The organism is Cupriavidus sp. UGS-1, assembly GCF_021213615.1.
GTDB lineage: Bacteria > Pseudomonadota > Gammaproteobacteria > Burkholderiales > Burkholderiaceae > Cupriavidus.
This window is the reverse complement of the sequence record NZ_JAJQJF010000004.1, coordinates 188,060-214,977: the sequence shown is the minus strand read 5'-3', so window position 1 is coordinate 214,977 and position 26,918 is coordinate 188,060. Positions and strand designations below refer to the sequence as shown.

The window sequence follows — 26,918 nt, the reverse complement described above, 5'->3', positions numbered from 1 at the left end:
TCGGCAACTTTGTAGTCTAGAAGTCGACAAGAAAATGAAGCCCGGCAGAATCCCGGATCGCATAAACGCTATCGTACTGAAACGACAGAATAAACTCTGCTTGCGTGCGGGCTGCCATGTGCTCCACAAAGGAGCGCGCTGCACGCATTGCGGATTCATAGCCGGCACTACGATATTGAAATGAGACTCTCATACCAACCAGCCAGTCTTTTTGTTGGGGTAAGCCTTCCGTAACAACCTCGCTCGGCGGATTCTCCACATAGGCCAAAATAGATACTAAACCATTCGAGATTGTGGCGTGAACTCTATCATCTTCATTATCGATGTAAGTCGGATCAAGGGGCTCGAGGCATCCGAGCACGTCGGCGAAGCGACAATCTGTAGACAACTCAATATTCATTGCAAGTGACATCATTACCTCGCGTTTAGCACCGTAATTACACCATTTTTGATGATAAAAAGGTCCCGAAGGCCGGGGACTGGATTTGTCTGAATATATCTTGCAACCTGATCTGCACTCAAGGGAGAATCCGCTAAGTTCAGTACCACTGTATCGGCTTGCCTTGCAACTTTATCCTTTACTGTTAGTCTGACCGACGCTGGACTGCTTGACCTCGGCGAGGCTATATCTGCAACTTGACCATTGATTCTTATGTCCGGATTTGCCTGATTCCTACCATTGTTGGGCAGCATCTTAATATCTAGCCCGTGCTCTGACAGCAAGACACTTGCCTCATTTTGCCGAATAATCGAACGAACTTGTTCTGCGTTCGCGTTTCTTGGAGGTACCTCTGGGCTTCCTGCCAACGAGCCCGGCGATGGTTTCAGCTGGCTCTCTGTAAGATTGAAAGTAGAGTCATCTGGGCCTGGCAACGGTCGATTATTTGTTTGGCTCGGCTGGGACTTGGGCGCGCCATTCTGACCGAATTTCCCCATGCCCCCTTCAGCATAGTCAAGGCTCGCCGCCAGCATCGTTGCATTGCGGAGCACCACGCCGGCTTCCTTGTTCTGCTGCTGGATAAAGCTGTAGCACCGAGTGTCTCCCGCAGCACAGAAGTCCGCAGGATTTGCGTTCACTGCGGCTGCCGCCCAGCCGATCTGTTTTCCCCATTCCGCTGCGCCCGCGTCCCTGTCCGCGTTCATCGCCTCGGCCTGGTTCTGCCTTGAGACCGCAGACCATTTCGCGTACACGTCATCAACGTTGCATTCGGTCTTCGCCTTGCACTCGTGGAGCTCTTGCGCGAACGCTTGCAGTTCCGAGTATCTCGGGTCGGTTGTGTGCTTCAGGTAGTTGTTCTCAGTCGCAACCTGGCCAACCGTGACACCCGCAGCCGCATCCGATAACGACCCACCCGCCGCAGCACCTGCCGCACCGCCCACGATGGCGCCAGCAAGCTGCACCAACGCCTTGCGATCGGCTTCGCTAAGGTCTTTCTGCTCAAGCAACGTCTGCCCAAAAGCTTCCATGGCCAGCGACGCCGCCGCGCCACCGGCCGCACCCGCCGCGAAGCTGCCGCCCAGTGCTTGCGACATCAGCCCGCCCACAAGCGCGTGTACAGCTGCCTTGGTTTCGGGCGACGCTCCGACCAGCACGTCACCAACTTGCTGATAGACCATCGGCGCCAGCTGCTGCGCCACCTCACTCTTGAGCCGGTTCAGCTCCTGCTGGTCCTTTACCTTCTGCGCGTCGAAGATCTTGTCGATGCTCTGATTGGCATTCGCCGTGTCGCGGTTCAGCTCTGCGACGGTCTCGTCCGCCGACTTGCCGGTCTTCGCCTGTTGGCCAGTGTCATCAGTAACAACGACGGTGCCAGATGCGATCGCACTCTTGGTGATACCGGCTGCATTGCCGTCGATCGACCTTTGGGCGTTGCCCGCTGCTGTAGCCGCTAGGCTGTTGGCCGCGCCTTGCAGCAGGTTGGTGTTGCCCGCCCATTCCACGTGGGCTGGCTGCACGGGTCCGAGGTTGGGATCGCTGGCCGCCACGCTCTTGCCGCCGCTGTAGCTGCCGACGATGGTCGACGTGCTGCTGCTGTACTCGGCCTTGTTCTCGATGTCGCTGCTCGTCAGCGTGCCCGTGGTCAGGCGGTTCTTGTTGAACTCGGCCGTACTGGCGACGATGCCGCCCTTCAGGTCGGTGTTGCCCTTGACGTTGACGTCGAACCCGCCTTGCCCGGCGTAGATGCCGCTCTGTTCCTGCACGGAGCGGTAGGTGCTGTCGGTATTTCCCTGCGTGACACTGCCGCTGGCATGGACGGCCGTGCCATAGCAGAACGGCGGCACGCAGACGCTGGCCTGCATGCCCGAGGATGATTCGCGGGAGTGATAGGTCTCGGTGTCCTGCCGGCTCTCGATGTTCAGATCTCGGCCGATCGTGCCTTCGACGGTATCGCCGATCAGCTGTGCACCCTTCAGGTTGGTATCGCGGCCGCTGGTCACGCTGACCTTGTCGGTACCGACCACGTGCGAATTCTGGTGCGTCACCGACTCGCCGTTGGCCTTTGCCTTGTTCTGGCTGGCTGCCAGTTCAAGGGTGAAGCCATTCTGGTCGCCGCCAATGCCGACGCCCACGCCGATGCTGGCATTGCTGCCTCGGCTGCGGCTATCCAGGCTGCTGTGGTCTTGTGCGCTTTCCAGATTGACGTCGCGGGCGGCGCTCAGGTTGACGGTCTTGCCTTCGATCTGCGCGCCATGACCGGTGATGTCGCCGTCCACGGCGTAGCCGTCGGCATCCTTGCCGCCCGAGCCGGTGGCCACGATGGTGACGGCGTTGCCTGCCTTCACGGTGCTGCCTTGATGACTGCTGGACTGGCTGTGCGATTCGCTGCTCTGGCTGCCGCCGCCGATGCTGGCGGTGACCTTGATCGCCGCGGTGGAGCTGACCCCGCCGCTTGTCACCGCCTGGATCCCGGCGATGCCGTTGGCGATCGCCAGTCCCGCCTGTACGCCGTAGAGCGTGGCGACGCGGCTGTCCTTGTTTTCCTCGACAGCACGGGCAGCGTTCTCCAGCGCCTGAGCTGCCGTCACCGTGTAGCCGGAGAGGGCGAGCGTCGTGCCGTACTGGCTGACGCGGTGGCTTTCGTTCTGGCTCGCGGCATCGACACCGGGGTCCAGCACGACGTTCTTGCCGATCATCGTTACATCGTTGCCTGCGGCAATGTCTGCACCGCGGGCGGTGATGTCGTCCTTCGCGACGATGGTCACGTTGCCGCCGTTGCTGACGACCTGGCTGCGAATGGTGTTTTGCGTGGCCTGGTTGGTGTCGATATGGTGCGACTCGCTCCGTACGCCGATCGTGCCCGAGTAGCCGCTGCCGCCAAGGTCGCCGATCTGCCGGCTCGAACTGTCTGAGCGCTGCGAGAGGGTATCCTGGCCAGACAGAATATCGATCTTGCCCTTAGCGGCCGACAGCGCGGCATCGCCTTCCGACGCGATCCCGCTGCCGGCGATCGTGATGTCGCCGGTGCGGGCGGTCACGGCGACGGTGTTGCCCGTCACCACGCTGGCGTTCTGCTTGCTGCTGGCAATGTCGCCGCTGGCGTTCGCCTTCTGGCTGCCGTAAGGCACCATGCCCACACCGCTGTTGTTCGGTCCGCCGCCGAGATGGCGGGCGACATCGCCAAGGCTAGGCACGGCGTTGTTGAACTTCCAGCCGCTGCTGCTGGCGCTGTTGGCCTCCGTATAACTGTCGGTGGAGGCGCGCAGTGTCACGTCGCGAGCCGCGTCAAGGATGGCTGCACCGCCTGCATTGATATTGCTGCCGGAAACCAGGATGTTGCCATCCAACGCCTTGCCATCGGCATCGGTTTGGCCATTGCCCTTGGCCCGGACGCGGATGACGCCGGCACCGGTCAGGCTGCTGCCGCTGCTGACCGTGGCCTCGCTTGACGACTGGCTGCTGCTCTTGTTGCTGCCGATCGACACGGCGATCTGAGGCACCGTCAGTGCAGACGCGCCGAGTTCGCGCACGGTCTGCATGGTCCGCGAGACGCCGCTGGAGTTCTCCTGTGCGGCCTTCAGATTCCTCGCTGTGTCGTAAGGCGTGCCGACCAGCGCGACAGTAATACCGCTCGACTTGCTGCTGGCGCTCGACGACTGGGAGATGCGATCGATGCCTTCGGCGATCGTGACGTTCTCCGCGAGGATGTCGATGTTGCCGGCGGCGGCGTTCGCACTGTCGGCTGTGCGTCCAGCCACCACGTCGCTACCGATGATGGTGGCGTCCTTGCCCGCGGTAATGGTCACGTTGCCATCGCTGGCTCCGATCACGCTGCGTGCGTCGCTTTGCGTGATCGCCAGCGTGTGGCTGGCGCCGTTGGCGCTGCTGCTGCCCACCGTCAGACCGATGCCGCCCTGGCCTGCGAAGGCCGAGATGCCGGACTTCTTCTGTTGCCGGGACGCGCTGTCTTCGCGCATGTTCTGACCGGCGGTGATCAACACATTGCCTTCCGTCGCGGTCAACGCCACGCCCTCGGTCCCTGCGATAGCGCTCTGGCGCACAGTGAGGTCGTTGCCGGCCTTTACCGTGACCGAATCGCCGGAAAGCGTACTGCCCACGCCAAGGTCTGCATGGCTGCTGGTCTGCAGGCTGCTGGACGAGCGCGACACGAAGCTGCCGCCCTTGCGCTGGATATCGAGGCTGCTGTCGTGCAGCTCGCGAGCCTCGCCAATGGTCACGTCGCGGTCCGCTACGACCGTCAATGCCCCGTTGCCTTTGCCGTCGGAGCCGGCCGTAATCGTTGCCCCGGTCACGGTGACATTGCCCTTGCCATCGGCGCGATCGATGCCGCCGCCTTGATCGGCCGCCTTGACCGCGGCCAGCGTTGCATTGCCGCCCGCGGTCAGGCTCGCGCCAACGGTGGTCTGATCCCGGCTGTGTTCCTCAAGCTGGCGCCGCTTGGTCTGGCGGGCCACGTTGTCATGCGTCGTTTCGTTGGTGACCGCGGCGATCGCCAGGTCGCCGCCGGCGACCATGGTCAGGTCCGTTCCGCTCTGGACATCGGTGCCCTTCAGGATCGTGTCGCCACCGCTGGTGGTGGTCAGGCTGCCGCCGGTCTTCACTGTGCTGACCGCATGTTCGGTTCGGCTGTCCGCGCTGTGGTGTTTGTCGCTGTTGTACACCGACTGCTGCGTCTTGCCTGCCAGGGTGTCGAAAGTCAGATCCCGCCCGGCGATGACGATGGCGTTGCCACCGGCCGCGATGTTCGACCCCGACGCCGTGACGTCTCGGCCGGCCGAAATCAACATGTCACCACTGGACTGGATGCTGGCCTGCTGACCGTAGAGGCTGGTGGAGGCCTTCGAATTGCCAGCGGCGGACTGGATGCCCTGCTGATCGAACAGCGTGACATTCTGAACGTCGCGGCCGGCCACCAATCCGACCTTGTCTCCGCTGATCTGACCCGATTGGTTGACGATGTCGCGGCCGGCAGAGATGGCGGTCACTCCTTGACTGCGGATGGCACCGCCGCGATTGACCACGTCCTCCTTGGCGGCAATGGACAGGCGACTGCCGGCATCGATGACGCCGCTGTTCTTCATCGTGCCCGCACTGTGCAGCTCGATGTCGTCGGCGGCGATCAGCGTACCGTTGGGCTGCAGGTCGGCCGCATGAGCGCGGCTCAGGTAGATGCGCGGCACCAGTACTTCCTGGGTGCTGCCATCGGGCAGCGTCACCGTTTCGGACACCAGCCAGACGATGTCGGTGGTCAGGGCGTCCATCTGCGCGGCGGTTAGCGCCATGCCAGGCAAGATATTGAACTCCTTGGCCGCATTGACGCCGGCGGCCATCAACGCCTTGTACTCTTCCTCCGCGCTGTCATAACCCGCAAGGTGAACGCGGCCGGTCAGTTGCGTTACCTGGTCGCGAATGAGCTTCTGTTCAAAGAATCCGTCGCCAAGGCGCTTCTGCGTGATGGCCGGATCGATGCCGAGCAAGCCGAGCATGTAGTCCGACGATACGAAGTTGCCGTAGTTGGTAAAGCGAGAGTCGGTCTCGATCAGGTACGTGTAGCCGGGTTCGCTATGGTAGGTGTACAGGCCGTTGCTGGGCAGGCTGATGGGGGCATTGGCCAGCGTCCCACGCGCGATGGCGGTTGGTGCCTCGGCGGTTGCCCCGGTGATGCTGCCTTCGGTCCGGCCACCAGTGCCGCCTTTGACAGAGGGCGCCGTCGTGCCCGATGCGCCGGTCACGGTCGTGCTGCCCGTGCCCGCCATGGGGTCCGCACGGCCGACATCCTCGTTGTGGATGTCGCCGCCATAGACGGTCAGCCGCGTGCCAGCGGTGATCGTGCCGCCGATTTTTCCTACTGCGACCGGCGTTTTCACGACGGTGGGTTGCGCCACGGGACCGACTGCCTGGTTGGTGTCCTTGTTCCAGGCGTAAGTCGAGACAATCTCCTGCGTGGCACGTTGGTACAAGGTCTGGCCGATATTGGTCAGCGTGGTGGTCCCATACTGGCCGGTGGCCACCTCACCGTTCTGCGCCTGATCGCCGATCAGCATGTTGCCGCCGGCCGCCACCGTGCTGTAGCGGTTCTCGAGGCTGCCGACATTTGCCAGGATCATGTCGCCGCCCGAGATCAGGTTGGCGTTGGGCTGGCCTGGGTTCGCATCGCGCTCGGTCGTTGTTGTCGTGGTCGTGTCGCGTGCGATCTCGACGCGCTGCCAGCCGCGCGGTCCGTCGTTGCGCGTCTCGTACTCGGTGCCAGGATCGTAGTGAATGTCGCGGTTGTAGCCGTCCCAGTAGTTCAGCGAGATGGCACCGCCGCTGTCCGTCAGCGTGTTGTAGTCGATCTGTGTCGCGACGCCGTTGATCTCCACGACGACACGCTTCTTCTCATCGTCGCGCGAGACGATCTGGCTGGCGCTGAACGTGGCATCGATCGGCTTCTTGTAGGGGCCTTCCCAAACCTCTTGGGTACAGCCCATCTGCGGATAGGCATTGCCTGTCGCGCAATGAATGTACTTCTCGCGCTTGAGCTCGTGCTTGGTCTCGACCGTGGTATCGCTGATGACGGTGGGTGCCGGACGCTGATTGAGCACGTTTTGCGCGGCGATCTCGACCACGCTGTAGCTGCTGCCACCCTCGATCGTGCTGCTGTCGTTCAGAACCTGGCCGGACCGGTTCCTGAGCAGGCCGCGGTCATCGCGTTCGCCATCGGCGGCGATATTGAGGTCGCCCAGCGTATACAGCGTTGCGCCGCCAGTATTGCTGAACTGATCACGCCCGAAGACATTGAGCGTATCGGTGGCCGCCATGATGGCGGCTGCACCGACGTTGTTCACTTCCCGCGCCTTCGCGGTGACGACGCCGCCGATCATCGTCGCGGTGTTGGTCAGCACGTCGCCGTGCATCTCCAAGTGATCGCCTTCGATGCGGCCGGAATTGGCGATGTTGGCGGCCGCATTCAGCGTGGTGTTCGATGCGTTCACCACCGCGCCAGCCTCATTGAAGATGCGGTTGGCGGTCAGCGTCAATGCATTCACGGCCTCGAGGCGGGTCCGGTTCTCGAAGGTCCCACCCGCGCGAAACTCCAGATTGCGTTCCGCCTTCAGCTGGTTGCCCGCAGCATTGGTGTAGTCCGACTGGACGCTCACACGCAGATCCTGCCCGGCATGTACGGTGCCCACGCCGGTCATTGCCCCGGTATCGAGTGCAATATCGCGATCGGCGATCAGCTTGCCGGCCTGGTTGTCCAGCGATCCCACTTGCACGGTGCTGCTGCCGCCCGAAGCGAGCGTGCCGCCGGCGTTGGCCAGCAGGGCCTGCGAGCCGGTAATGCCAAGGCCGGTGCCGCCGAACACCTTGCCTCCGGCATTGTTGAAGCCCTGGCCGATATCGGCCTGCAATGCCCGGCCGGATACGAGTTGCGCGCCGGCCGTATTGGCTAGATGTTGCACCCGCAGCGCGACGTCGCCATTGCCGCCCAGCATTGCGCCGTTGGTGTTGTTCACCGAAGCCGCGGCCACGCTTGTATTGCCGGTGCCCGTGCTGATCACCTGCCCGGCATCATTGGCAAGATGGCCGGCGGCGTTGACTGCGAGCGTCTTGCCGGCTTGCACTGTGCCGTTGCCATTGTCGACATCGCCGCCGACGGTGGCATCGAGGTCGTCCTCCGCCAGCAACCTGCCATGGCGGTTCGACAGGGAGCGGCTTGCGAAGTCGAGCGACTTTCCCGACAGGGAACCTGCGTCGTTGCGCCACGCGGCCTGGTTGGCCTCGATCGACAGGTGCTGGCCGGCATAGATATTTCCCTCCGAGTTGTCCGCGGCGCGGCCGATTCGCAAGCTGACGTCTTTGCCGCCGACAAGCTGTGCGGCGCCGGTATTGAACAGCTCATCGGTCGTGACGGCCAATGCGCCGTTGCCACCAAGCAGGGCGCCGTTCGTATTGGCCACGGTTGCCGCGGTGATGGCTGTGTCGCCCGTACCGCTGTTGGTGATTTCGCCCGCATCGTTCGCAACGACGCCGCTTGCCGCCACGGTCAGCGACTGACCGGCCTGGATGGTGCCGCCGTTGTTGTCGAGGTTGCCCAGAAGCGTCAGGTTGAGCGCTTCGTCCGCCAACACCGATCCCTGCCGATTCGATAGCGATGCGCCGGTGAGCTGAACTGTCTTGGCGGAGATTGTGCCGCCATCGTTGCGCCATGCGGCTCCGCTGCCCTCGCTGCTCAGTTGGCGCCCGGCATGGATGCGTCCGCCGGCGTTGTCCACAGATTGCCCGAGATGCAGGGCCACGTCCGTGCCGCCAACGATGCGCGCCGCCTGTGTGTTCGCCAGCGATTGCGCGGTCAGACTCACGCTGCCGTTTCCGCCCAGCGTCGCGCCGTTGAGGTTGCGAATCGCGGTGGCTCGAATATCGGTCGAACCGGTGCCGGTATTGGCGATTTGCCCGGCATCGTTGGTGACCGTCCCGTTGCTGTTCAACTCCAGCGTGTCTCCCGCTTGCAGGGTGCCGCCGGTGTTGTCGACGTCGCCGGTAAAGCGCGCATGCAACGCGCCGTTGGCCAGCACGCTGCCCTGCCGGTTTGACAGCGTCGCCCCGTCAAAATCGATGGCGCTGGCGGACAGCGTGCCGCCGTCGTTGCGCCACGCCGCTTGGTCGCCGCGGAGGGAAAGCTGCGTGCCCGCCTGAATCCGGCCGCCAGAGTTGTTCCCTGCCTGGGCCAGTTGCAGCGTCAGGTCTGTGCCGGCCACCAACTGGCCGCCATCGATATTGGTCAGCACGTCGGCGCTCAACGTCAGCGTGCCGTTGCCGCCGATGGTTCCTGCACCGGCAGCTTGACCGCGGTTGCTGTTTTCGACGCGCGCCGCGCGAAGCATGGTCTCACCAGTGCCGGCGTTGACGATGCGGCCGTTCGCATTGACCAGCGCGCCCTGGGCCGATACATCGAGAATTCCGGCATCGGTCAGGATATCGCCGCCGGTATTGTCCGCGTCGCCGCGTACGGCAACGCGCGCGCCATCCTTTGCGTAAAGCGCGCCGCCACGGTTCGACAGGCTCTGCGCCGATGCCGACAGGCGTGCGGCGCTCGCCTTGACGCCATCCGTGCGCAACATGCCTGCGGCATCCGCCTTGATCGCCTGACCTGCACCCAAGGTGCTGTTCGACAAATCGAGGTCGCCGGAGTGGGCCTCGAGCGCGATATCGCCGTTGGCTCGCGTCTGGCTCCCCGCAAGGCTGACAGTGCCGCCGCTGGCGTCGAGGCGCGTCCCGGCCAGGTTCTGGCCGTTGGCGGCGACCGATTGCGCCGCGCGCAGTGTCAGATTGCCGGCTTGGGTCATGTTGCCGCCGGCGTCGATGCCGGCCGCGAGTGTGCCGGTGGACTGCACCGATTGGCCTGCAAGGGCCAGATCGTTGCCGGCTACCAGTGCGCCAGAATTGACGATCGTTCCCTGGCTGGTTGCCGTCAGCGTCGTGCGGGCCGCGGTGGATCCGCGGTTGTCGACCCCTTGCGCGCCGCGGATCAGCAGCGAACCGGTGGAGGACGTGGTGCCGGCCAGCGATATCTGTCCGGCACTGTCGATCGTAAAATCGCCGGCCTGCGCGGCCAGCGTGCCCGCGCTGCGCACGCCTACCCCGCCCTCGGTGCCCAGCAGGCGGATGCGGTTCGCATACATGCCGCCCAGACTCGCAACATCGATACCGACGGTGGGGCGGTTGCCATCGCCCTGAATCACTTGTACGCCGAGCGAGGCATAGTCGACCTGGTTGGCCCCGGCGATCACGTTCGCCGTATTGGCCCATAGCGCACCGTTGAACGTCACCGACCGCGCAATCAGGTCGACCTGGTCCAGGCTGGTGCCGTTGAAGCCCTGTCCTTCCAGCTGAATTCCGCCGCGCGTCACGCGAAAGCCAGCGAGGCTGCCATCGCCGCCAAACACGGGCGTGCCGGTGGTAATCGTTGCGCGATTGGCATTGATGAAGCCGCCGCCGTTGATCGAGATGCCATTGCCGTTCGAGATCACGACGTCGGCGCGCTGGCCGGCGACCTCGACATAGCCGTTCAGCCGGCTGGGGTGGGCACCGATGACTTCGTTCAGGATCACGCGCGCCGGTCCGCTCGCGCCCAGGTTTGCATTGCCGGGAATGTAGCCGCCCAGTTGGGTCTGCGTGGTTCCGGTGGCGTTATTCAGGATTGCGCCTCGCCCGTCCACCGAGAACTGCTGGTATTGGTTGTGTGATACGCCTGCGCCGGATGGGGCGTTGATGTTCACCAGAGGGGTGCCGTTTGGTGCCGCGCCGACACCGGGGCCACGTCCGCCGGCATGGTCGGGCACGATCTGCGCGCCGGCAATCTGTACCGCACCAAGGGCGAGTAGGATGGTCCAGGCGACGGGGCGCAGGGTGACCACGACGCTCTGCGCTCCCGCAGCGGCCGATCCCGCCGTTTCACCGGATGCGGATTTGCGCATGCTGTTGGCGCATTCCGCGACGGCCATCAGCATGCCGCGGGTCTTGTTGAATACCAGACGATAGCGATTGTTATTCATGACTTGGGACGGGTATCGAGGTAGCGGCAGACCATGCTGCAAGGCAGCGTTTGCTGGTTCGGTTCGCGCGGCCAGCGTGATTTAGTACTGGTAGGAAAGTGCGAATCCGCCGGCCGGGGAGCGGGTAGGAAAGTTCGCCGGCTTTACCAGCGCCCAACCAAGGAAGACGTCGTAGTACAGGCCCTTCGCCGGGCTTCCCCGCAGGCCCACCGCCGTGCCAACCAGGGTTCGGCCTGCCAGATGGCTGGCGCTGCGGCCACCGACCGTGCCGGCATCGAGACCGAGGTAGACGGCCTGACCGCTCGCACCCAGCGGCACCTCGAGTTCATTGCGCCAGTACGCGCCACGCTCGGCGGCAAGCGTCGCGTCTCCGTCGAAGCCGCGCACGGTCCAGCGGTTGCCGATGGAAATGAACTCGCTGGCGAAAAGCGACGGGCCGGTGTATTGGCCGTGGAGCGTGGTGACGTAGCGCATCGGTATGCGCGCGTCGCCCACCAGAGCCGGCACGGAGAAAGGCACGACCAGCGTCGCGTCGAGAATGGCAAGGTGGTACAGAAACTTGCCGCGTTGGCTGGGAAAGTCCGGTTCAATCGTCCGAATCTCGGTTTGACCATTCAGCCAAGGCACGCCGAAGCGGTAGGCGAGGGCGACATCCAATTGGGATGAACCGAGGTGACGACGATGCAGCCAGGCGATTTCCGCGAACGTCGTGCTGCGTTGCTGATTCAGAATCTCGGTATCTTCGATATACGCGTGGCTCCAGCGGTGACCGAGGCGGAATTGCAGTGTGTTCTTCTGAAACTGGTCGCGATGGAACATGTACTGCGCCCTGAACTCGGCGGTCCTGGATTCCCCACTGGTCTCGAAGACGTGGTTCACGCCGGCAATGCGCTGAAAGTAGCGATAGGCGCTGGCCGACGCACCGAGCGTCCAATTGCCCCATGGCAAGGAATAAGACGCATTGGCGCCCCGTGTACCGCGATCGTCCTGGTTGAAATTGGCATCATGGCTGACGCCGATGTTGAGCAGGTCGTTGAGCCCGAGCGGGTTGTCGATACCTAGCGACGCATTGGCCTGCAGGCGTCCTGTGCCGGTGCTGCCGCTGTCGTCCAGCGAGACCATCAATCTCCAGGGCTTGGTCCGCTTGACCGCGATGAGGATATCGGATTCGCCTGGCAACTCGCCCGGCAGAATTTGCATGTCGACGTCCTGGCTCGGTACGCGCTTCAATTGCTCCAGGCCCTGTTCCAGGGCGCGGATGTTCAGCAAATCGCCGGGGCGCGCCGGAAAAGCCGATTTCCATGACCCTCGCAAAGAACCGTCGGCAAACCGGATCTGCCGGATCACGCCGGGGATCAACGCGAGCCGAAGAGTGCCAGTGGACAGATCCTGTTGTGGCACCGCGATACGCGTGGTGGTGTAGCCCTTTGCGAGTATCTGTGCGCCAAGACGCCGTACGAGCGTGTTGATGCCGTCCCTGCCGATGCACCTGCCGGCAAAGTGATCCAGGTAGTCCTGGGCGAACCGAAATGGGTCCTGTGGCAACGTGCTCGCGCCCTGCGACCGAATTGATTCCGGCAAAGAGTCCGGGACCTCCACCACCACTTGATTGACGGTGAAGCACGGTGTCTCTTGCGGCAGCGTAGTCGAGAAGGCGTCTGCCGCCGTCGTGCTGCCGTCAATCGAAGCACTGCGCACGTTCAATTGACGCGCCCGCTCTTGCGCCTGCTCGATGGTGCGTTCGCGCTGAAGCTGCTGGTTTTGTTCGAGTTGGGAGCGGCGCACTGCCTCATCCACGCCATTGGAACTTTGGGCGAATGCAATACGCGCGAACATCAGACCGGCCGCAGCGACAATTGCCGTCCAGGACAACAGAGAAAAGCGACAACCCATGGGTCAACACGTCTTGGCGCACGGCGGCCTCCTGCCGTGGCGCGAGCGACAACGTGCAAGTTCAGGGCGGCTCCGGACTTTGCGCCGGTTGATAAAAGGCGAATGAATTGGGGTAATGCGAGGTCCGAGTCGTGGCTTGGACTTTGCATTACCCGCGCCGGATTTAACGGCGCGCGACATGGGACCCTCAACCCGACTAAAGAGGGGATGAAGAGTCGCGGATGGTGGCACAGCCGCCGGTCCTGATCGGCAGTCCTCGATGATGCCGATTGGGATCCGCGCCAGACAGGGTCGTTCTGGCAATCAATCGTATGACCGGGCGGCCGCTACAATTCTTTACAGTTACCTAACCAATCAAACGGAAATCACGCCATGCCAAAACACATCGGCATCGTCGGCTGCTCCGCCGAGGGCGCTGCGCTGTGCTACCGGACCATTTGCGCGGAAGGCGCGCAGTCTCTCGGGCCGCACGGGCATCCCGAGATCTCGATGCATACGCCTTCGCTCGCCGAGTATGTCGACTGCCTGGATCGAGGCGATCTGCGCGGCGTGGGCGATCTGATGCTCGATTCCGCCAACAAGCTGGCGCGGGCTGGGGCCGATTTTCTGATCTGTCCGGACAACACGATCCATCAGGCGTTCGACCATGTGGTGCCCCGCTCTCCGCTGCCCTGGTTGCATATCGCCGAGGTCGTTGCCGACGAAGCGGTACGGCGCGGCTATCGCAAGGTGGGCGTGACGGGTACCCGATGGCTTGTCGACAGCGAGGTCTATCCGGAAAAGCTGACCGCGCGCGGTATCGAGGCGGTGCGCCCGGGCTTGGAGGAGCGCGCCGAAATCGGCCGGCTGATCATGGACGAACTGGTATGCGGCATTTTCCGAACCGAGACCGTCGCGTACTTCCAGCGTGTGATCGCCGGCCTGAAGACGCAGGGATGCGATGCGGTGGTGCTGGGGTGCACCGAGATTCCGCTGATCATCAGCGATGCCAATTCGCCGCTGCCGACGCTCGACTCGACGCGGTTGCTGGCTCGCGCCGCCTTGCGGCGGGCGGTGGAGCCAGACCGGTGAAGGAATATTGTGGCGTCGATGCCACAAATCCCGTATCGTCGCGTCGGGTAATCATGGCTAACTTGTTGCGTCGCAGCAGATGGTATATAGTCGAGTCTGTCTCCTCCACCACCTCGGTGGATTCCAGCCGCGCGAAACTTCGCGCGGTTTTTTTTCGCCCGTACCGAACGTAGCGCGGCACGTGGCATAGGCAGTTTTTCTCGGCGAATTCCGCATATCGAAAAAAGCGCCGCGACAATGCCGGCTTTGGGCCTTCATGCTGCACCACGCCGGCGAAGCGTTCGCACCATCCCGCGGCAAGCCCGCACCAGAGCGGCGAAGAACTCGTCTCCAGCGTCGTTTTATTGCATCGCAACATCGAATCCCCTAGAGTGGCTGGAACATTGCTTTTTCCAGCCCGATGCGCGCCGTCTCCGCCCTGAATCGTCTCGTCACCAACGTCGTTGCCGCGGTCTCGGCCAATGTCCGCGCGACGGTCGCCGAAGCGCGCAATGCCGGTCGATGCCGTCGCGGCGCCATCTATGGGGCCTCGTTCCTCGCGCTCGCCACGATGGGTTGGCTCGGGGCGGACCACGGCCTGCTGTGGTCGGCCACCGCTTCGATCTGGACGTGTCTCGCCGATCCCGGCGGCACCGCGCGCGATCGCCTGCCTCCGCTTGCCGCGGTCGGCGTGGGCGGGGCGCTTGCCAGTGCGTTGGGCGGTGCGATGGCCGGCAGTCCGATCGTGGCGGTGGTCGTGGTGCTGTTCGCGGGTCTCGCGGCCGGCATGGTCGAACTGCGCGGGACCGCGGCCGCGCTGTCGGCCAAGCTGCTGTATGTGGTGCTGATTGCCGCCTGCCTGCAGCCGGTGGTTGATGTAGGCACGGATATCAGCGCCGCGGCGTGGGCGCTGCAGATGGGACGCGACTATCTGCTCGGCGGCGCCTTCGCCTGCGTGGTGTCGCTGGCGCTGCTGCCTTCGGCACGCGACACGCGGCCGCGTCCACAGATGGTGGCGATCTTCGCGGCGCTGGAAGCGCTGGCGCGCACGCTGGCCGAAACCGCTACGGTGCACGACGACCGGACTGCTAACACGTCCGAGGACGGGCAGACCGATCTCGCCAAGCGCCGCGTGCGCGAGCGGATCGAGCAGGCGCGCGAACTGATCGCCGCGCAGCGCAGCTGGTTCGATGCGGCCACGCTGCTGCATTACCGCTACCTGATCGCGATGGCCGAGGCGGTGTTCGCTTTGCTGATCGTCGCGTCCGATCTGCGCGGCAGGCGTGGGCACGAACAACTGCCGCTGCGCCACCTGCATCGCTGCGTCGACGATCTGCGCGAGCAGATCGAGCAGGGCCTGGCACGTCATGCGGCCGATCTGCCGGCGCTGACGCGGTCGATGTATCTGCAACTCAAGCGGGTACATGGCCAGGTCGCCAATGCCAGCGCACCCCCGCTTTATCACGCCGCGCTCGCCTCGCTGGCGCGCTTCCCCGACTTCGCTGCATGGCGCGCTGCCTTCCACTGGCCGCGCCGCTCGCTGTGGATCGGCTTGCGAGAGTGGCGCACTACGCTGGCGGAGCTTGGCGCCCGCGATGCCCGTGTGACGCGCCACGCGGTGCGCCTCGCACTGGCGGGCGGATTGAGCCTGATGCCGGGTCTGATCTGGCAGCTCGATCATGGCTACTGGGTCGCGGTGACCGTGATCATGGTGCTGAGCCCGCAGTTGCAAACCACGCGGAGCATCTCGCTGCAGCGCTTCGCCGGCTCGCTGGGCGGCGCGCTGCTGGCCTGCCTGGTGGGGCTGCTGCATCCCGCCGCGCCGGTCGCGCTGGCGATCAGCGCGGTGTCGCTGTCCGCTGCCTACGTCGCTCGTCTTGCCGGGAGCCCCGGCCTGTTCGCGCTGATGCTGACGCCGGCGGTGATCCTGTTTTCGTGGATCGGCGAACCCGCGTCCGACAGCAGCCATGTGGCGATGCTGCGCGGCGCCGATACCGCATTCGGTTGCCTGATCGCGCTGGCCAGCTACCTGGTGCTGGCGCCGCGCGCGGAGCTGTCGCGCGCGCGCCGGCGCGCACGGGAAGCGGTCGCGATCCACGCGATCTATCTGCGCGCCGCCTTTGCGCAGGCAATGTCCGATGCCGCGCTCGACGAATCCGAGATGCGGCTGGAGGCGCTGCGCATGGCCGCCGGCCGAGCGTCGGCGCGCGCGGAACAGGCGCTGGAGCAGGCCGGCCCTGAACTGGGACCGGCCATCGTCACGGAATTCGCGCGGTTGCATGTGACCGTGCGCAGGATGGCGGCATTGGCAGGCGTGATTCGAGCGGAAGCGGTCGGCAGCGAAGCACCGGTGCCCGCCAGCGCAGGCACGCGGCGGCGTCTTGCCGAGGTGCAGGACGAGCTCGCGACGCTGGCCGCGCGGCCGGGCGAGGGCGCAACGGCCGATGTCGCCGCGAAGGGCGCCGTGAAGGGCGCGGTGAACGGAGACACCACGCCGGTCGACCGCACCGAGGAGGCCGCGACGCAGGTAGCCGCGACGCAATGGCGCGACCGCTTCCTGCTGGAGCAGGCGCTGCTCGCGCGCCGCCATGCCGCGCAGGCGCATGCCGGGGTGGCAGCGATCGCGACGCTGGCTCCTGCGCGCCGCCGCTGGCGCCGCTTGCCGGCGGCCGGTTGACGGCAAGCGATTGCGCCTTAGCAAAGCCCACCGCTTTCGCGGCAACAAGCAAAAAGCCCGACGGCAGGTCGCCGTCGGGCTTCTGGGAGTGCCGGCGCGGGGGCCGGCATCGAACGCCGAGACTTACGCGCCGATCGGCTTGCCGTCCTTGTGGCGAACCACGATGGTCGACGAGCGCGCCGGCAGGCTGGCGCTAGGCCATGCGCCGTTCGGGTGCTGGATGTTGATGAAGAACGTCGTCAGGTCCGGCGTGTAGGCGATGCCGGTGATTTCGCAGCCGTGCGGGCCCACCAGGAAGCGCTTGCACTCGCGGGTCTGCTGGTCGACGTAGTGCATCGAGTTGGCGCCGAAGATGTCGGTCGTGCTGCTGCCGGTGCCGGCATCGGTCTGCACCCACAAGCGGCCCTTCGGATCGACGCGGATGCCGTCCGGGCTCGAGAACGTGTCGCCGACGATATTGCCCTTCAGGTTCTCCGCGGACAGCGACGGGTCGCCGGCCAGCAGGAAGATTTCCCAGGTGAAGGTGGTAGCCAGCGGCGAGTCGCCCTGTTCCTTCCAGCGGATGATGTGGCCATGCGGGTTGGTCGCACGCGGGTTCGCCGGGTCGGTGACGCGGCGGCTGCCGTTGTTGGTCAGCGTGCAGTAGACGGTCTTGTCCAGCGCAACCGTGATCCACTCCGGACGGTCCATCAGCGTGCCACCGGCAACGCGGGCAGCGGCCTTGGTCTTGATCAGCACGTCGGCCTGCGAGTTGAAGTCGACGATGGTCGGCGCCGGCGGGGTGGTCGATTGGGTGTAGTTGCCCGGATCGCTGGCACCGGTCACCAGGCCGTTCTTGCCGTGCGTCAACTCAATCCACTGGCCCGTGCCGTCGCCGTTGAACTTGGCGACGTACAGCGTGCCCTGGTCCAGCAGGTTGGCGTTGGCGGCGCGGTTGTTCGGATCGAAGGCATTGCTCGGGATGAACTTGTAGATGCAGCCCGGGGTGCCGTCGTCGCCCATGTAGAACGCCACGCGGTTGTTGGCGTCGGTCATGAAGGCGGTGTTCTCGTGGTCGAAGCGGCCCATCGCGGTGCGCTTGGTCGGCGCGCCCAGCTGGTTCAGCGGGTCGATTTCGACGACCCAGCCGTAGCCCTCTTCCGGGTTCGACTGGTCGAGGTAGTTGTCGGTCGTTTCCTCGCAGGTCAGGTACGTACCCCACGGCGTGTTGCCGCTCGAGCAGTTGTTCAGCGTGCCGACCACGCTGCCGCCGATCGCGCTGGCCGCCGGGCCGCCGACCTTGTAGATGGTGTTGCCGGTATAGCGCTTGTTGTAGCGCGAGTCACGCTTGACGCGCCACTTGCCGTCGACGAATTCGACCTCGATGATCGACACGCCGACCGACGACAGTGCCAGGCGCTTCTGCTCGGCCGTCGCGGTGGCTTCGTTGTAGCTGCCCGGGAACAGGATGGCCGAATCCATCGCTTCGTGATTGATCGCCAGCAGGCCGCCCTTCTGCGGGTCGACGCCGGGGATCTCGAAGAAGTGCATGCCGTCGTGGTTGCCGCCGGCCTGGCGCTCGGTTTCGGCCGAGCTCTGGAACGAACCGCTATAGCCGACCGAACCGATCTCGACCGGATCGCCGGCGGAGAACAGGACCTCGTACGAGTAGTTCTCCGGCAGCGTCACGGTGTCTGCGGTGACCTTGTCCGCCACCGGGTTGAAGCCGATGCTGTAGTCCAGCGGCTGGCTCGGGGTCGGGCCGGGCGCCGGAGCCGGGGCCGGCGCGGGATCGTCGTCGCCACCGCAGGCGGCCAGCAGGCTGGTCGAACCGAAGACCGACAGCAGCGACAGGCTCAGGCCGCCGCGCAGGACCTTGCGACGGGCCGGGTTGGCGGCGACGATCTCTTCGAGCGTCTGGCCAGGAACGGTAATGTAGCCTTCAGCCGCACGGCGCGGCTCGCGCGCCTTATCGGTGATGTAAGACATGACGGGGGGACCTCCCTTTGTTGGATTGAATGCCGGGCATCGCATCGCGGCCATGTCGAAGCCTTTTTTTCGAAGGCATGTCGTGGACATTGCGCGGCCGCATCGTGCCAATGCGATGAATGCAGCGGCAAGTGCAAATTGACGGCGAGGTGGATGCTAGGGGCGGTCCGTGACGTCGCGATGAAAAGATGTCTGATGCAATGGCATCAAGTGCATGGGAAGCCGCGGCCGGTGTGCTTGGCGACGAATCTTCATCGACGCTTCATCGATGTGTCATCGCGCCGTCATGACGACGTGTTTTAGCCAGCCTTGCGAAAGGTCAGGTTCAGGCGAAGCGCCCCGGTCAACGGGTGATCGCCATCGGCGAGCGGCGCGATGCCGTGATAGAACAGCCGGCTCGGCCCGCCCCAGACGGCGATATCGCCGTGGGCGAGCCGCACGCGCGCCGGACGGTCGGCGCGTTTTGCTCCGCCGAACAGGAAGACTGCGGGCAGGCCCAGCGACACGGAGACGATCGGCGCGCGCAGATCGCGTTCGTTGCGGTCCTGATGCAGCGACAGCCGCGTGCCGGGCGTATAGCGGTTGATCAGACAGGCATCCGGCGCGAAGCCGGGATAGCCGGCTGCGGCGGCGGCCTCGCGTGCCAGCTCGGTGAAGACATCCGGCATCGCGGGCCAGCGCCGGCCGCTGTCCGGGTCGATGGGGTCGTAGCGATAGCCGCTCTCGTCCGAGACCCATCCGAGCGTGCCGCAATTGGTCATTGCCACCGACATGCGAAAGCCGCCGGGCGTGATCAGATGACGGAAGGGGGCATCGGCCTGAACCTGCTCGATCGCCTCGCGCAGCGCGGTCGCGCGGGACAGCGCAAAGCCGCGCAGCACAACGGCACCCGGGCCGATCGCTTCGCTGTGTTCCCCGCCGCGGCTATCCGGCTCCGGCAGGTTGTCGAACAGGTCGAAGGTCATGGGGGTACCGCGCGTATCGATTCATGGGGAGGGGGAATGATACGCCGGTGAGCGGGCTACCAGCGGGTTGGCTGCCCTCTCTCGCCTGCGGGAGAGCGAGAACACCGTGGGTCTTTCTTGCGGGTCGGGCGAGCGTATCAACTACCGCTGGTTTGCTCCCCTCTCCCGCTTGCGGGAGAGGGAGAACACCGAGAGCCCGTAATGCGTCCGCTCAGGCGAACGTATCGACCTCACCCAGCGCCACGCGGCGCGGCGTGGCCGGGGCCGTCGCGGTCTGGGTCGCGGCAGGCTGCTGGAACTCGGTCACGCCCTGCGCGAAGCCCTGTCCGCGGTGTTGCGGGGCCTGCTGCTGGCCCTGTCCCGGCTGGCCGGCGAACTGCTCGGCGCCGACCGAGGTCTGGCCCAGCTGGATGCCGCTGTCGGCCATCGCATGGCGCAGTTGGGGCAGGGCGGCCTCGACCGCCGCGCGCACGCTGGCGTGCGGCGAGACGAACTGGGCCTGGGCCTGATCGTTGACCACATTGAGCACGACCTTCAGCGGGCCGAGGTCGGGCGGATTCAGTTGCAGCTCGGCGGTGTGGTTGCCTTGCGTGGTCAGGCGGACCATCTGCTGGCCGAGGGCCTGCGGCCACTGCGGATCGCCGACGCGCGGGGCGAGCGGCAGCGTGACCGGGCCCTGCGCACCGGTTTGCGCGCCGAGCGTGGTGGCGGTGCCATGCGCCAGCGGTGTGGCGCCTTCGACCGGCGCGGCCACCGCGCCGCTGTCTTCGCCCGGTGCCTTGGCGGCGGCCGATGCGGCCTGCAGCGCGGCCTGCAACGCGGCCGTCGGCGATACGGCCGTGCTGCTTGCCGCCGCAGCGGGCTGCTGCGCGGGGGCGGCGAACTGGCCGGTGCTGCCGTCGCGGCCGCCGGCTGCGCCGTCATGCGCGCCACCGTTGCCGGTGGACGCCTGCATTTGCGCGGCGCTCAGCGCGGCCTTGGCGGTCGCGTCGAACGACATGGCCGGCTTGCCGGCATCCGCTTGCGCATCGGTCGGCGTGGTCGGCTTGGCCACGGCCGCTTCCGGCGCCGCCGTGGTGGCCGCCAGCGCCGCCCGTTGCGACGCGATGGTGTTCAGCGTGTCCTCTGCCAGCGAAGGGGCAGCGTCGGGTGCGGCTGCCGTGGGCGGCAGCTGGCCGGCGATCGCGGCCGTCGACGCCGCGGGCATGGCTGCACCATCCGCCGCGCCCGTGCTGGCAGTTCCGGCAGCGACCGCAGCGGCGGCTGCGGCAGCGGGCGCGGCCGGCAGCATCGCCGCCAGCAGTGCCGCGGCGGCGGCCGCGCCGGCGTTGTCGTTGGTGCCCGTGTCGCCGTCCGCCAGGTCGGTATCGTCCTGCCGATCTTCGGTCGTGCCGCCGACCTTGCCCGAATTCGCCAGTGTTTTGCCGGTATCGCTTTCGGTATTGGCGTGAGTAGAGTCCGCCTTCTTGCCGGTTTCGGCCGCGCTCTTGCCGGCGCCGTCGGCGGCCTTGCCGCTATTGGCCGCCGGTCGCTGCTGGCTCGGCGCGCCGGCTTCGCCGGCCTGCGTCTGGCGCGCACGCGCCAGTGCATCGCCGAACTCGCTGGCGCCCGAGGCGGGCTGCGGGTTGCGCGGGGCGGTGGCGGCCGCGGTGCCGCCGCTGACGATTTGGCTGATATCGATCATCTGTGCTTCTGGCTTATTGGTTGTGTCCACTGCCGACCTGCTGCCGCGCCAGGCGCGCGGCGTATTCGTCGGTGGCGCGTTGCTCGCGGCGCGCGGCGATCTGCTGCTCGCGCGACTCGGCGCGTGCGATCAGCGTGTCGAAGGAGTTCAGCCGCTGCTTCTGTTTCTGCCAGTTGGCGCGGCCGGCCAGCAGTTGCGATTCGGCCTTGGCCAGCGCCTCGGTCTGATGCCGGATCGCCGCGTCGAGCGAATCGAGGAATTGCGAGAAGTCGTGCCAGCGCGCCGACGGCATGCCGTTCTGCATCAGCGCCTGCATGCGCGCGCGGTATTCCTGCCGGTATTGGGTCAGCGCGGCGAGCTGCTGTTCGGCCTGCGTGCGCTGGCCCTGCAGCCGTCCGAGCTCGCGCGCGGCGGTGTCGGTGTCGTTCTGGGCCAGGTCGGCCAGCGTGTTCAACGGGGAGGTCTTAGCCATTTGCGCTCCTGTCGAAGAGCAGATGCAGTTGGTCGATCGATTCGCCGTAGCCCGCGCGCTCGTGAATGTCCTGCTGCAGGAACGCTTCCATGCGCGGATGCAGGCGGATCGCCAGATCGAGTTCGGGATCGGCGCCCGGCACGTAGGCGCCCACGCTGATCAGGTCGCGGTTGCGCTGGTAACGCGACATCAATTGCTTGAAGCGGCGCACCGAGCCGAATTGCTCCGGCGAGATCAAGGCGGTCATCGCGCGGCTGATCGAGGCCTCGACGTCGATCGCCGGATAGTGGCCGGCCTCGGCCAGGCTGCGCGACAGCACGATATGGCCGTCGAGGATCGCGCGCGCCGAATCGGCGATCGGATCCTGCTGGTCGTCGCCCTCGGCCAGCACGGTATAGAAGGCGGTGATCGAGCCGCCGCCCTCGGCGCCGTTACCGGCGCGCTCGACCAGGGTCGGCAGCTTGGCGAACACCGAAGGGGGGTAGCCCTTGGTCGCCGGCGGCTCGCCGATGGCCAGCGCGATCTCGCGCTGGGCCATCGCATAGCGCGTCAGCGAATCCATGATCAGCAGCACATGGCGGCCCTGATCGCGGAAATATTCGGCAAGGCGCGTCGCATAGGCGGCGCCCTGCATGCGCAGCAGCGGCGAGGTGTCGGCTGGCGCGGCGACCACCACCGAGCGGGCACGGCCTTCCTCGCCAAGGATGTTCTCGATGAAGTCCTTGACCTCGCGCCCGCGTTCGCCGATCAGGCCGACCACGATCACTTCCGCGCTGGTATAGCGCGCCATCATGCCCAGCAGCACGCTCTTGCCGACGCCCGAGCCCGCGAACAGGCCCATGCGCTGGCCGCGGCCGACGGTCAGCATGCCGTTGATCGCGCGCACCCCGACATCGAGTACGGTATCGATCGGCGCGCGCGACAGCGGATTGATCTGCGAGCCGGCCAGCGGCACCTCGCGCGCGGCCTGCAACGGGCCGAGGCCGTCCAGCGGCCGGCCCGCCGCGTCGAGCACGCGGCCGAGCAGCCCTTCGCCGACCGGCAACCGCTTCGAGCCGGGCTCGCGCGGCGCGCTGTCGCCGCTGGGCAGTGGCGACGGTTCCAGCGGATAGACGCGCGCGCCGGGCACCAGGCCCAGCACGTCGGACTGCGGCATCAAATAAAGACGGTCGGCGCCGAAGCCGACCACTTCGGCCTCAGCCATGCGCGGGCCTTGACCCGGCGCGCCGGCATGGCCAGGGATCTCGATCAGGCAGTCGCTGCCAACCGGCATGCGCAGGCCGACCGCTTCCAGCACCAGCCCGGCGGCGCGCGTCAGCCGGCCGCAGCTGCGCTTGCTGTCGAGCTCGGCGACATTGGCGGCGGCGCCGGCCAGCGCATCGCGCCAGCGCTGGCCATGCAGCTCGGGCACGCCGGCTGCGGCATCGGTCGAGGCGGCGGCGATCGCTTCACGCATCGGGCGCTTCCCACGGATCGTTGCGGCCAAGGGCTTTCACCACGCGGCTCCAGCGCGTCGCCAGCGTCGCGTCCAGCTCGCCGCTGGCGGCGCTGGCGATGCACCCGCCGCGTGCGACGGTCGCGTCGGCGCGCACCGACCAGCCGGCCGCTTCCAGCTCGCCGGACAGATGCGTCTGCACCAGCTCGATATCGTCAGGGTTCAGCAGCAGGCACGGCGCGCCGGACAGCGCCGGCTCGTTGGCCAGCAGCTCGCGCACCGCGGGCAACAGCACGGCAGGGTTGTGCGCGACGGTGTCGTGCACCAGCTTGCGGGCGACATCGAGCGCCAGCGCGATCAGCGTCTGGCCGACCTCGTCGTCGATGCGGCGCAGCGCGCCGGCGAAGGTGCCGGCCAGTTCCTGCAGGCGGGCGGCCTCCTGGCGCGCGGTCTCGAGGCCGCGTGCGTAGCCTTCGCGATGGCCGTCGCCGTAACCCTGGGTCTGGCCCTGCGTGTAGCCCTGGGCATAGCCTTCCTTGCGGGCGCCCTCGCGCATCGCGTCCAGCGCGGCGAAGTCGATCGGCGGCGGCGCCGGTTCTTCCGGTTCGGCTTCGAACGCCGGCGGCGGAGGCGGCGGCGCGTCGAAGGCAGACATCTTCCAGCGGCGCCAGCCGTTGCCGTCGCTGCCGCGGTCGCCGCGCTTGCTGCCAGGCTGGCGTTCATCGGCGCCCAACGCATCGAAGCTTTCGAAGGCGGCGCCGTCGCGGCCACCACGCAGGTTCAGCCCAGCGGAGGAGGAAGGCGATGCGGCGGGCGCGGACTGCGCGGCGGCGCTGGCTTGTGCACGCGGCTCGTAGCGTGCGCCGAAACCGTCGTCACGCTCATCGTCGCGCTCGTTGCCGAGCGGGCCGCCCAGATGGTGGCCCAGCGCCTGCCGCGCGTAGGGATTAGACATAGGCATCGTCGCCGGCTCCGATCTGGATCTCGCCGGCGTCGGCCAGGCGTCTTACCACCTGCAGGATGCTCTTCTGCTCGGCCTCGACCTGCGACACGCGCACCGGGCCCAGCGCTTCCAGATCCTCGCGCAGCATCTCGCCCGCACGGGTCGACATGTTGCGGATGAACTTGTCGCGCAGTTCCTGCGGCGCGCCCTTGAGCGCGACGATCAGCGACTCGGTGGCGATTTCCTTCAGCACGCGCTGGATGCCGCGATCGTCCACTTCCAGCAGGTTCTCGAACAGGAACATCTCGTCGATGATCTTCTGCGCGAGGTCGCTGTCGTGCTGGCGCACGCCGGCGATCACCGCTTCCTCGTGCGTGGTGTTCATCAGGTTGATGATCTCGGCCGCGGTGCGGATGCCGCCCATGCGGCTGCGCTTCAGGCTCTGGCCGGCCAGCAGCTTGGTCAGCACGTCGGTCAGCTCCTGCAGGGCGCCCGGCTGCACGCCGCCGAAGGTCGCGATCCGCAGCACCACGTCGTTGCGCAGCCGGTCGGTGAACAGCGCCAGCACTTCCGAGGACTTCTGGCGGTCCAGGTGGATCAGGATGGTGGCGATGATCTGCGGATGCTCGTCGCGGATCAGCTCGGCCACCGAGGTCGCATCCATCCAGTTCAGCGAGTCGATGCCGCTGCCCGGGTCGCGCGATTCCAGGATGTCCTCGATCACCGACAGCGCGCGTTCCTCGCCCAGCGCCTTGTTCAGGACGCTCTTGATGAACGTGCTCGAGTCGACCGACAGCGCCAGGAACTGCTCGGTCTCGCTGCGGAACTCGGCCAGCACGGCCGCCATTTCTTCCCGCGTGACGGCGTTCAGCGACGCCATGGCGGAGCCCAACGTCTGTACTTCGCGCGGCGACAGGTGCTTGAACACCTCGGCCGCTGCATCCTCACCGAGCGACATCATCAGGATGGCGCTCTTCTGCAAGCCCTCACCGTTCATCGCTTGACATCCAGTTCTTGATCACACTGGCGACCAGACGCGGGTCGCGTTGCGCGGCGTCGCGCACCAGGGCGAGATCGCTTTCGTATTTGGCGGTCAGGCGCAGCACTTCCGGATCCGGCTGCTGCTCCTCGGCCGGCAGCAGCACCGACTCGGCCGCGTTGGTCTCGGCGGGCGGCGGCAACGGCGGCGCGGTGTACTTGCGCAGGATCGGCCGTGCCACCTTGAACCACACAAACAGGGCCAGCAGTGCCAGCAGCAGATACTGCGCGGCGGTCTTGGCCAGCTCGATCATCTCGGGTTGCTTCCACAGCGGCAGTTCGGGCTTGATCTCGTCGCCGGAGGTGAACGGGCTGTTGACCACATTGAGCGAGTCGCCGCGCGCCGGCGAGAAGCCCATCGCCTCCTTGGCCAGGTTCTCGATCTGCGCCAGTTGCGCGGCGGTCAGCGGCTCGCTGGTGACCTTGCCGTTCGCGCCCGCCACCTGGCGATGGTTGACCACCACCGCGACCGACAGGCGGCGGATGCCGCCCGGTGCCTGCTGCACGTGGCGCACGGTGCGGTCGAGCTCGTAGTTGGTGGTCGAATCGCGGCGGTTGCTGCTTGGGCCGGACTGGGCGCCGGCGAGCGCGGCCTGCGCGGTGCCGGCCTGCTGACCCTGGGCCTGCTGGCCGGCCTGTCCTTGCTGACCCTGCTGTCCTTGTTGTCCTTGCTGTCCCGGTTGCTGCGTGACCACCGGTGCGGCGGCCTGCAGCGGCGGCTGGTTCGACAGCGCGCCCGGCACGCCGCCGACGGGCGAGCCGCCTTGCTGGTTCGATTCGCTGGTCTGCTGGCTGCGGATCGCCGCGCGGGTCGGATCCTGGTTCGGCTTGAACGACTCGTCGGTGTGCTCGACGATACTGAAGTCGACGTCGGCGGTGACCTGGGCCTTCACATTGCCCTGGCCGACGATCGGAGCGAGGATCGACTCGACGCGCTGCACGTAGGTGCGCTCGAGCGTCTGCACATACTTGAGTTGCGTGGCATCGAGCATGCGCTCGTTGCTGCCGTTGCCCGACAGCAGGTTGCCATGCTGGTCGACGATCGAGATCGACTTGGGGGTCAGCTCCGGCACGCTGGACGACACCAGATGGCTGATCGCCGCGACCTGGCCTTCGTCGATGGCGCGGCCCGGATGCAGCGTCAGCACGATCGACGCGGTCGGCTTCTGGCGCTCGCGCACGAACAGCGTCGGCTTCGGAATGGCCAGATGCACTCGGGCGGACTGCACCGCGGCGATCGATTCGATCGAGCGCGCGAGTTCGCCTTCGAGCCCGCGCTGGTAATTGACCTGTTCGGCGAACTGGCTGATGCCGAACTTCTGGTTGTCCATCAACTCCATGCCGGCGTTGCCGCTCTTGGGCAGGCCCTGCGACGCCAGCCGCAGCCGCATCTCATGGACCTTGTCGGCCGGCACCATCACCGCACCGCCGCCCTCGGCGAACTTGTACGGCACGTTCATCTGCTGCAGCGACGCGATCACCGCGCCGCCGTCGCGCTCGGACAGGTTGCTGTACAGCACCTTGTAGTCGGGGCTGCGCGACCACAGCACGCCGACTGCAATCGCGGCGGCCAGCGCGGCGCCGCCCAGCATCAGCGGCAGGCGCGGATTGCCCTTGAAGCGCTCGATCAATTCCGAGCGGTTGCCCAGCACGGCCGCGGCATTCATGCGCGGGCCTCCGTGTTGGCCGACCCGCCGAGCTGGCCGGGCAGGGGCGAACCTTGCCGGGGGCGCAATGCGCCGCCTTGGCGGTGGCCGATGTCGGCATGGCTCAGATCACGCAGCAGACAAAACACGCG

The 26,918-nt window shown here is 66.1% G+C and carries 13 protein-coding genes; 2 read left to right on the top strand and 11 right to left on the bottom strand.

Annotated features, from left to right (window positions below; genetic code table 11):
* Positions 1-16 precede the first annotated feature (16 nt).
* The 3 genes from LRR16_RS07585 to LRR16_RS07575 form a co-directional block, all read right to left on the bottom strand.
* Complete coding sequence (locus LRR16_RS07585; protein WP_232205393.1) at positions 17-415, bottom strand: hypothetical protein; 399 nt, start codon at positions 413-415, stop codon at positions 17-19.
* The gene (locus LRR16_RS07580; protein ID WP_232205392.1) at positions 415-10,995 is read right to left on the bottom strand and encodes a hemagglutinin repeat-containing protein; all 10,581 of its coding nucleotides are present in this window, start codon (positions 10,993-10,995) and stop codon (positions 415-417) included. Before LRR16_RS07580 ends, LRR16_RS07585 begins: the two co-directional genes overlap by 1 nt.
* A gap of 81 nt (positions 10,996-11,076) precedes the next feature.
* Entirely contained in the window at positions 11,077-12,888 is a 1,812-nt protein-coding gene (locus LRR16_RS07575; protein WP_232205391.1) for a ShlB/FhaC/HecB family hemolysin secretion/activation protein, read from the bottom strand.
* A 372-nt stretch (positions 12,889-13,260) separates the two neighbouring features.
* Between LRR16_RS07575 and LRR16_RS07570 the strand changes: the two genes are divergently transcribed.
* The gene (locus LRR16_RS07570; protein ID WP_232205390.1) at positions 13,261-13,959 is read left to right on the top strand and encodes an aspartate/glutamate racemase family protein; all 699 of its coding nucleotides are present in this window, start codon (positions 13,261-13,263) and stop codon (positions 13,957-13,959) included.
* Positions 13,960-14,359: 400 nt separating this feature from the next.
* Positions 14,360-16,615, top strand: a complete 2,256-nt coding sequence (locus LRR16_RS07565) for an FUSC family protein (RefSeq protein WP_232205389.1) — start codon at positions 14,360-14,362, stop codon at positions 16,613-16,615.
* Positions 16,616-16,738: 123 nt separating this feature from the next.
* Here LRR16_RS07565 and LRR16_RS07560 read toward each other — a convergent pair whose 3' ends face one another.
* The 8 genes from LRR16_RS07560 to fliF form a co-directional block, all read right to left on the bottom strand.
* Positions 16,739-18,583: a PhoX family phosphatase gene (locus LRR16_RS07560; RefSeq protein WP_232205388.1), complete on the bottom strand. Its 1,845-nt coding sequence runs from the start codon at positions 18,581-18,583 to the stop codon at positions 16,739-16,741.
* A gap of 299 nt (positions 18,584-18,882) precedes the next feature.
* Entirely contained in the window at positions 18,883-19,548 is a 666-nt protein-coding gene (alkB, locus tag LRR16_RS07555) for a DNA oxidative demethylase AlkB (protein ID WP_232205387.1), read from the bottom strand.
* 211 nt (positions 19,549-19,759) lie between these two features.
* A complete protein-coding gene (locus tag LRR16_RS07550; protein WP_232205386.1) occupies positions 19,760-21,232 on the bottom strand; it encodes a flagellar hook-length control protein FliK in 1,473 nt (490 codons plus the stop codon).
* A 13-nt stretch (positions 21,233-21,245) separates the two neighbouring features.
* Positions 21,246-21,704, bottom strand: a complete 459-nt coding sequence (fliJ, locus tag LRR16_RS07545; RefSeq protein ID WP_232205385.1) for a flagellar export protein FliJ — start codon at positions 21,702-21,704, stop codon at positions 21,246-21,248.
* Positions 21,697-23,160, bottom strand: a complete 1,464-nt coding sequence (fliI, locus tag LRR16_RS07540; protein WP_232205384.1) for a flagellar protein export ATPase FliI — start codon at positions 23,158-23,160, stop codon at positions 21,697-21,699. The genes fliJ and fliI overlap by 8 nt, the downstream gene beginning before the upstream one ends.
* Complete coding sequence (fliH, locus tag LRR16_RS07535; protein WP_232205383.1) at positions 23,153-24,094, bottom strand: flagellar assembly protein FliH; 942 nt, start codon at positions 24,092-24,094, stop codon at positions 23,153-23,155. Before fliH ends, fliI begins: the two co-directional genes overlap by 8 nt.
* Entirely contained in the window at positions 24,087-25,079 is a 993-nt protein-coding gene (gene fliG, locus LRR16_RS07530; RefSeq protein ID WP_023264265.1) for a flagellar motor switch protein FliG, read from the bottom strand. The genes fliH and fliG overlap by 8 nt, the downstream gene beginning before the upstream one ends.
* Entirely contained in the window at positions 25,069-26,787 is a 1,719-nt protein-coding gene (fliF, locus tag LRR16_RS07525) for a flagellar basal-body MS-ring/collar protein FliF (protein WP_232205382.1), read from the bottom strand. Before fliF ends, fliG begins: the two co-directional genes overlap by 11 nt.
* Between the last annotated feature and the right edge of the window lie 131 nt (positions 26,788-26,918).

Bases quoted from the DNA above. Each gene is read 5' to 3' on its own strand.
- fliG (WP_023264265.1), bottom strand. From the start codon at position 25,079: ATGAACGGTGAGGGCTTGCAGAAGAGCGCCATCCTGATGATGTCGCTC.
- LRR16_RS07560 (WP_232205388.1), bottom strand. From the start codon at position 18,583: ATGTCTTACATCACCGATAAGGCGCGCGAGCCGCGCCGTGCGGCTGAA.
- fliI (WP_232205384.1), bottom strand. From the start codon at position 23,160: ATGCGTGAAGCGATCGCCGCCGCCTCGACCGATGCCGCAGCCGGCGTG.
- fliH (WP_232205383.1), bottom strand. From the start codon at position 24,094: ATGTCTAATCCCTACGCGCGGCAGGCGCTGGGCCACCATCTGGGCGGC.
- fliF (WP_232205382.1), bottom strand. From the start codon at position 26,787: ATGAATGCCGCGGCCGTGCTGGGCAACCGCTCGGAATTGATCGAGCGC.
- LRR16_RS07570 (WP_232205390.1), top strand. From the start codon at position 13,261: ATGCCAAAACACATCGGCATCGTCGGCTGCTCCGCCGAGGGCGCTGCG.
- LRR16_RS07580 (WP_232205392.1), bottom strand. From the start codon at position 10,995: ATGAATAACAATCGCTATCGTCTGGTATTCAACAAGACCCGCGGCATG.
- LRR16_RS07565 (WP_232205389.1), top strand. From the start codon at position 14,360: ATGCGCGCCGTCTCCGCCCTGAATCGTCTCGTCACCAACGTCGTTGCC.
- LRR16_RS07575 (WP_232205391.1), bottom strand. From the start codon at position 12,888: ATGGGTTGTCGCTTTTCTCTGTTGTCCTGGACGGCAATTGTCGCTGCG.
- LRR16_RS07550 (WP_232205386.1), bottom strand. From the start codon at position 21,232: ATGATCGATATCAGCCAAATCGTCAGCGGCGGCACCGCGGCCGCCACC.
- fliJ (WP_232205385.1), bottom strand. From the start codon at position 21,704: ATGGCTAAGACCTCCCCGTTGAACACGCTGGCCGACCTGGCCCAGAAC.
- alkB (WP_232205387.1), bottom strand. From the start codon at position 19,548: ATGACCTTCGACCTGTTCGACAACCTGCCGGAGCCGGATAGCCGCGGC.
- LRR16_RS07585 (WP_232205393.1), bottom strand. From the start codon at position 415: ATGATGTCACTTGCAATGAATATTGAGTTGTCTACAGATTGTCGCTTC.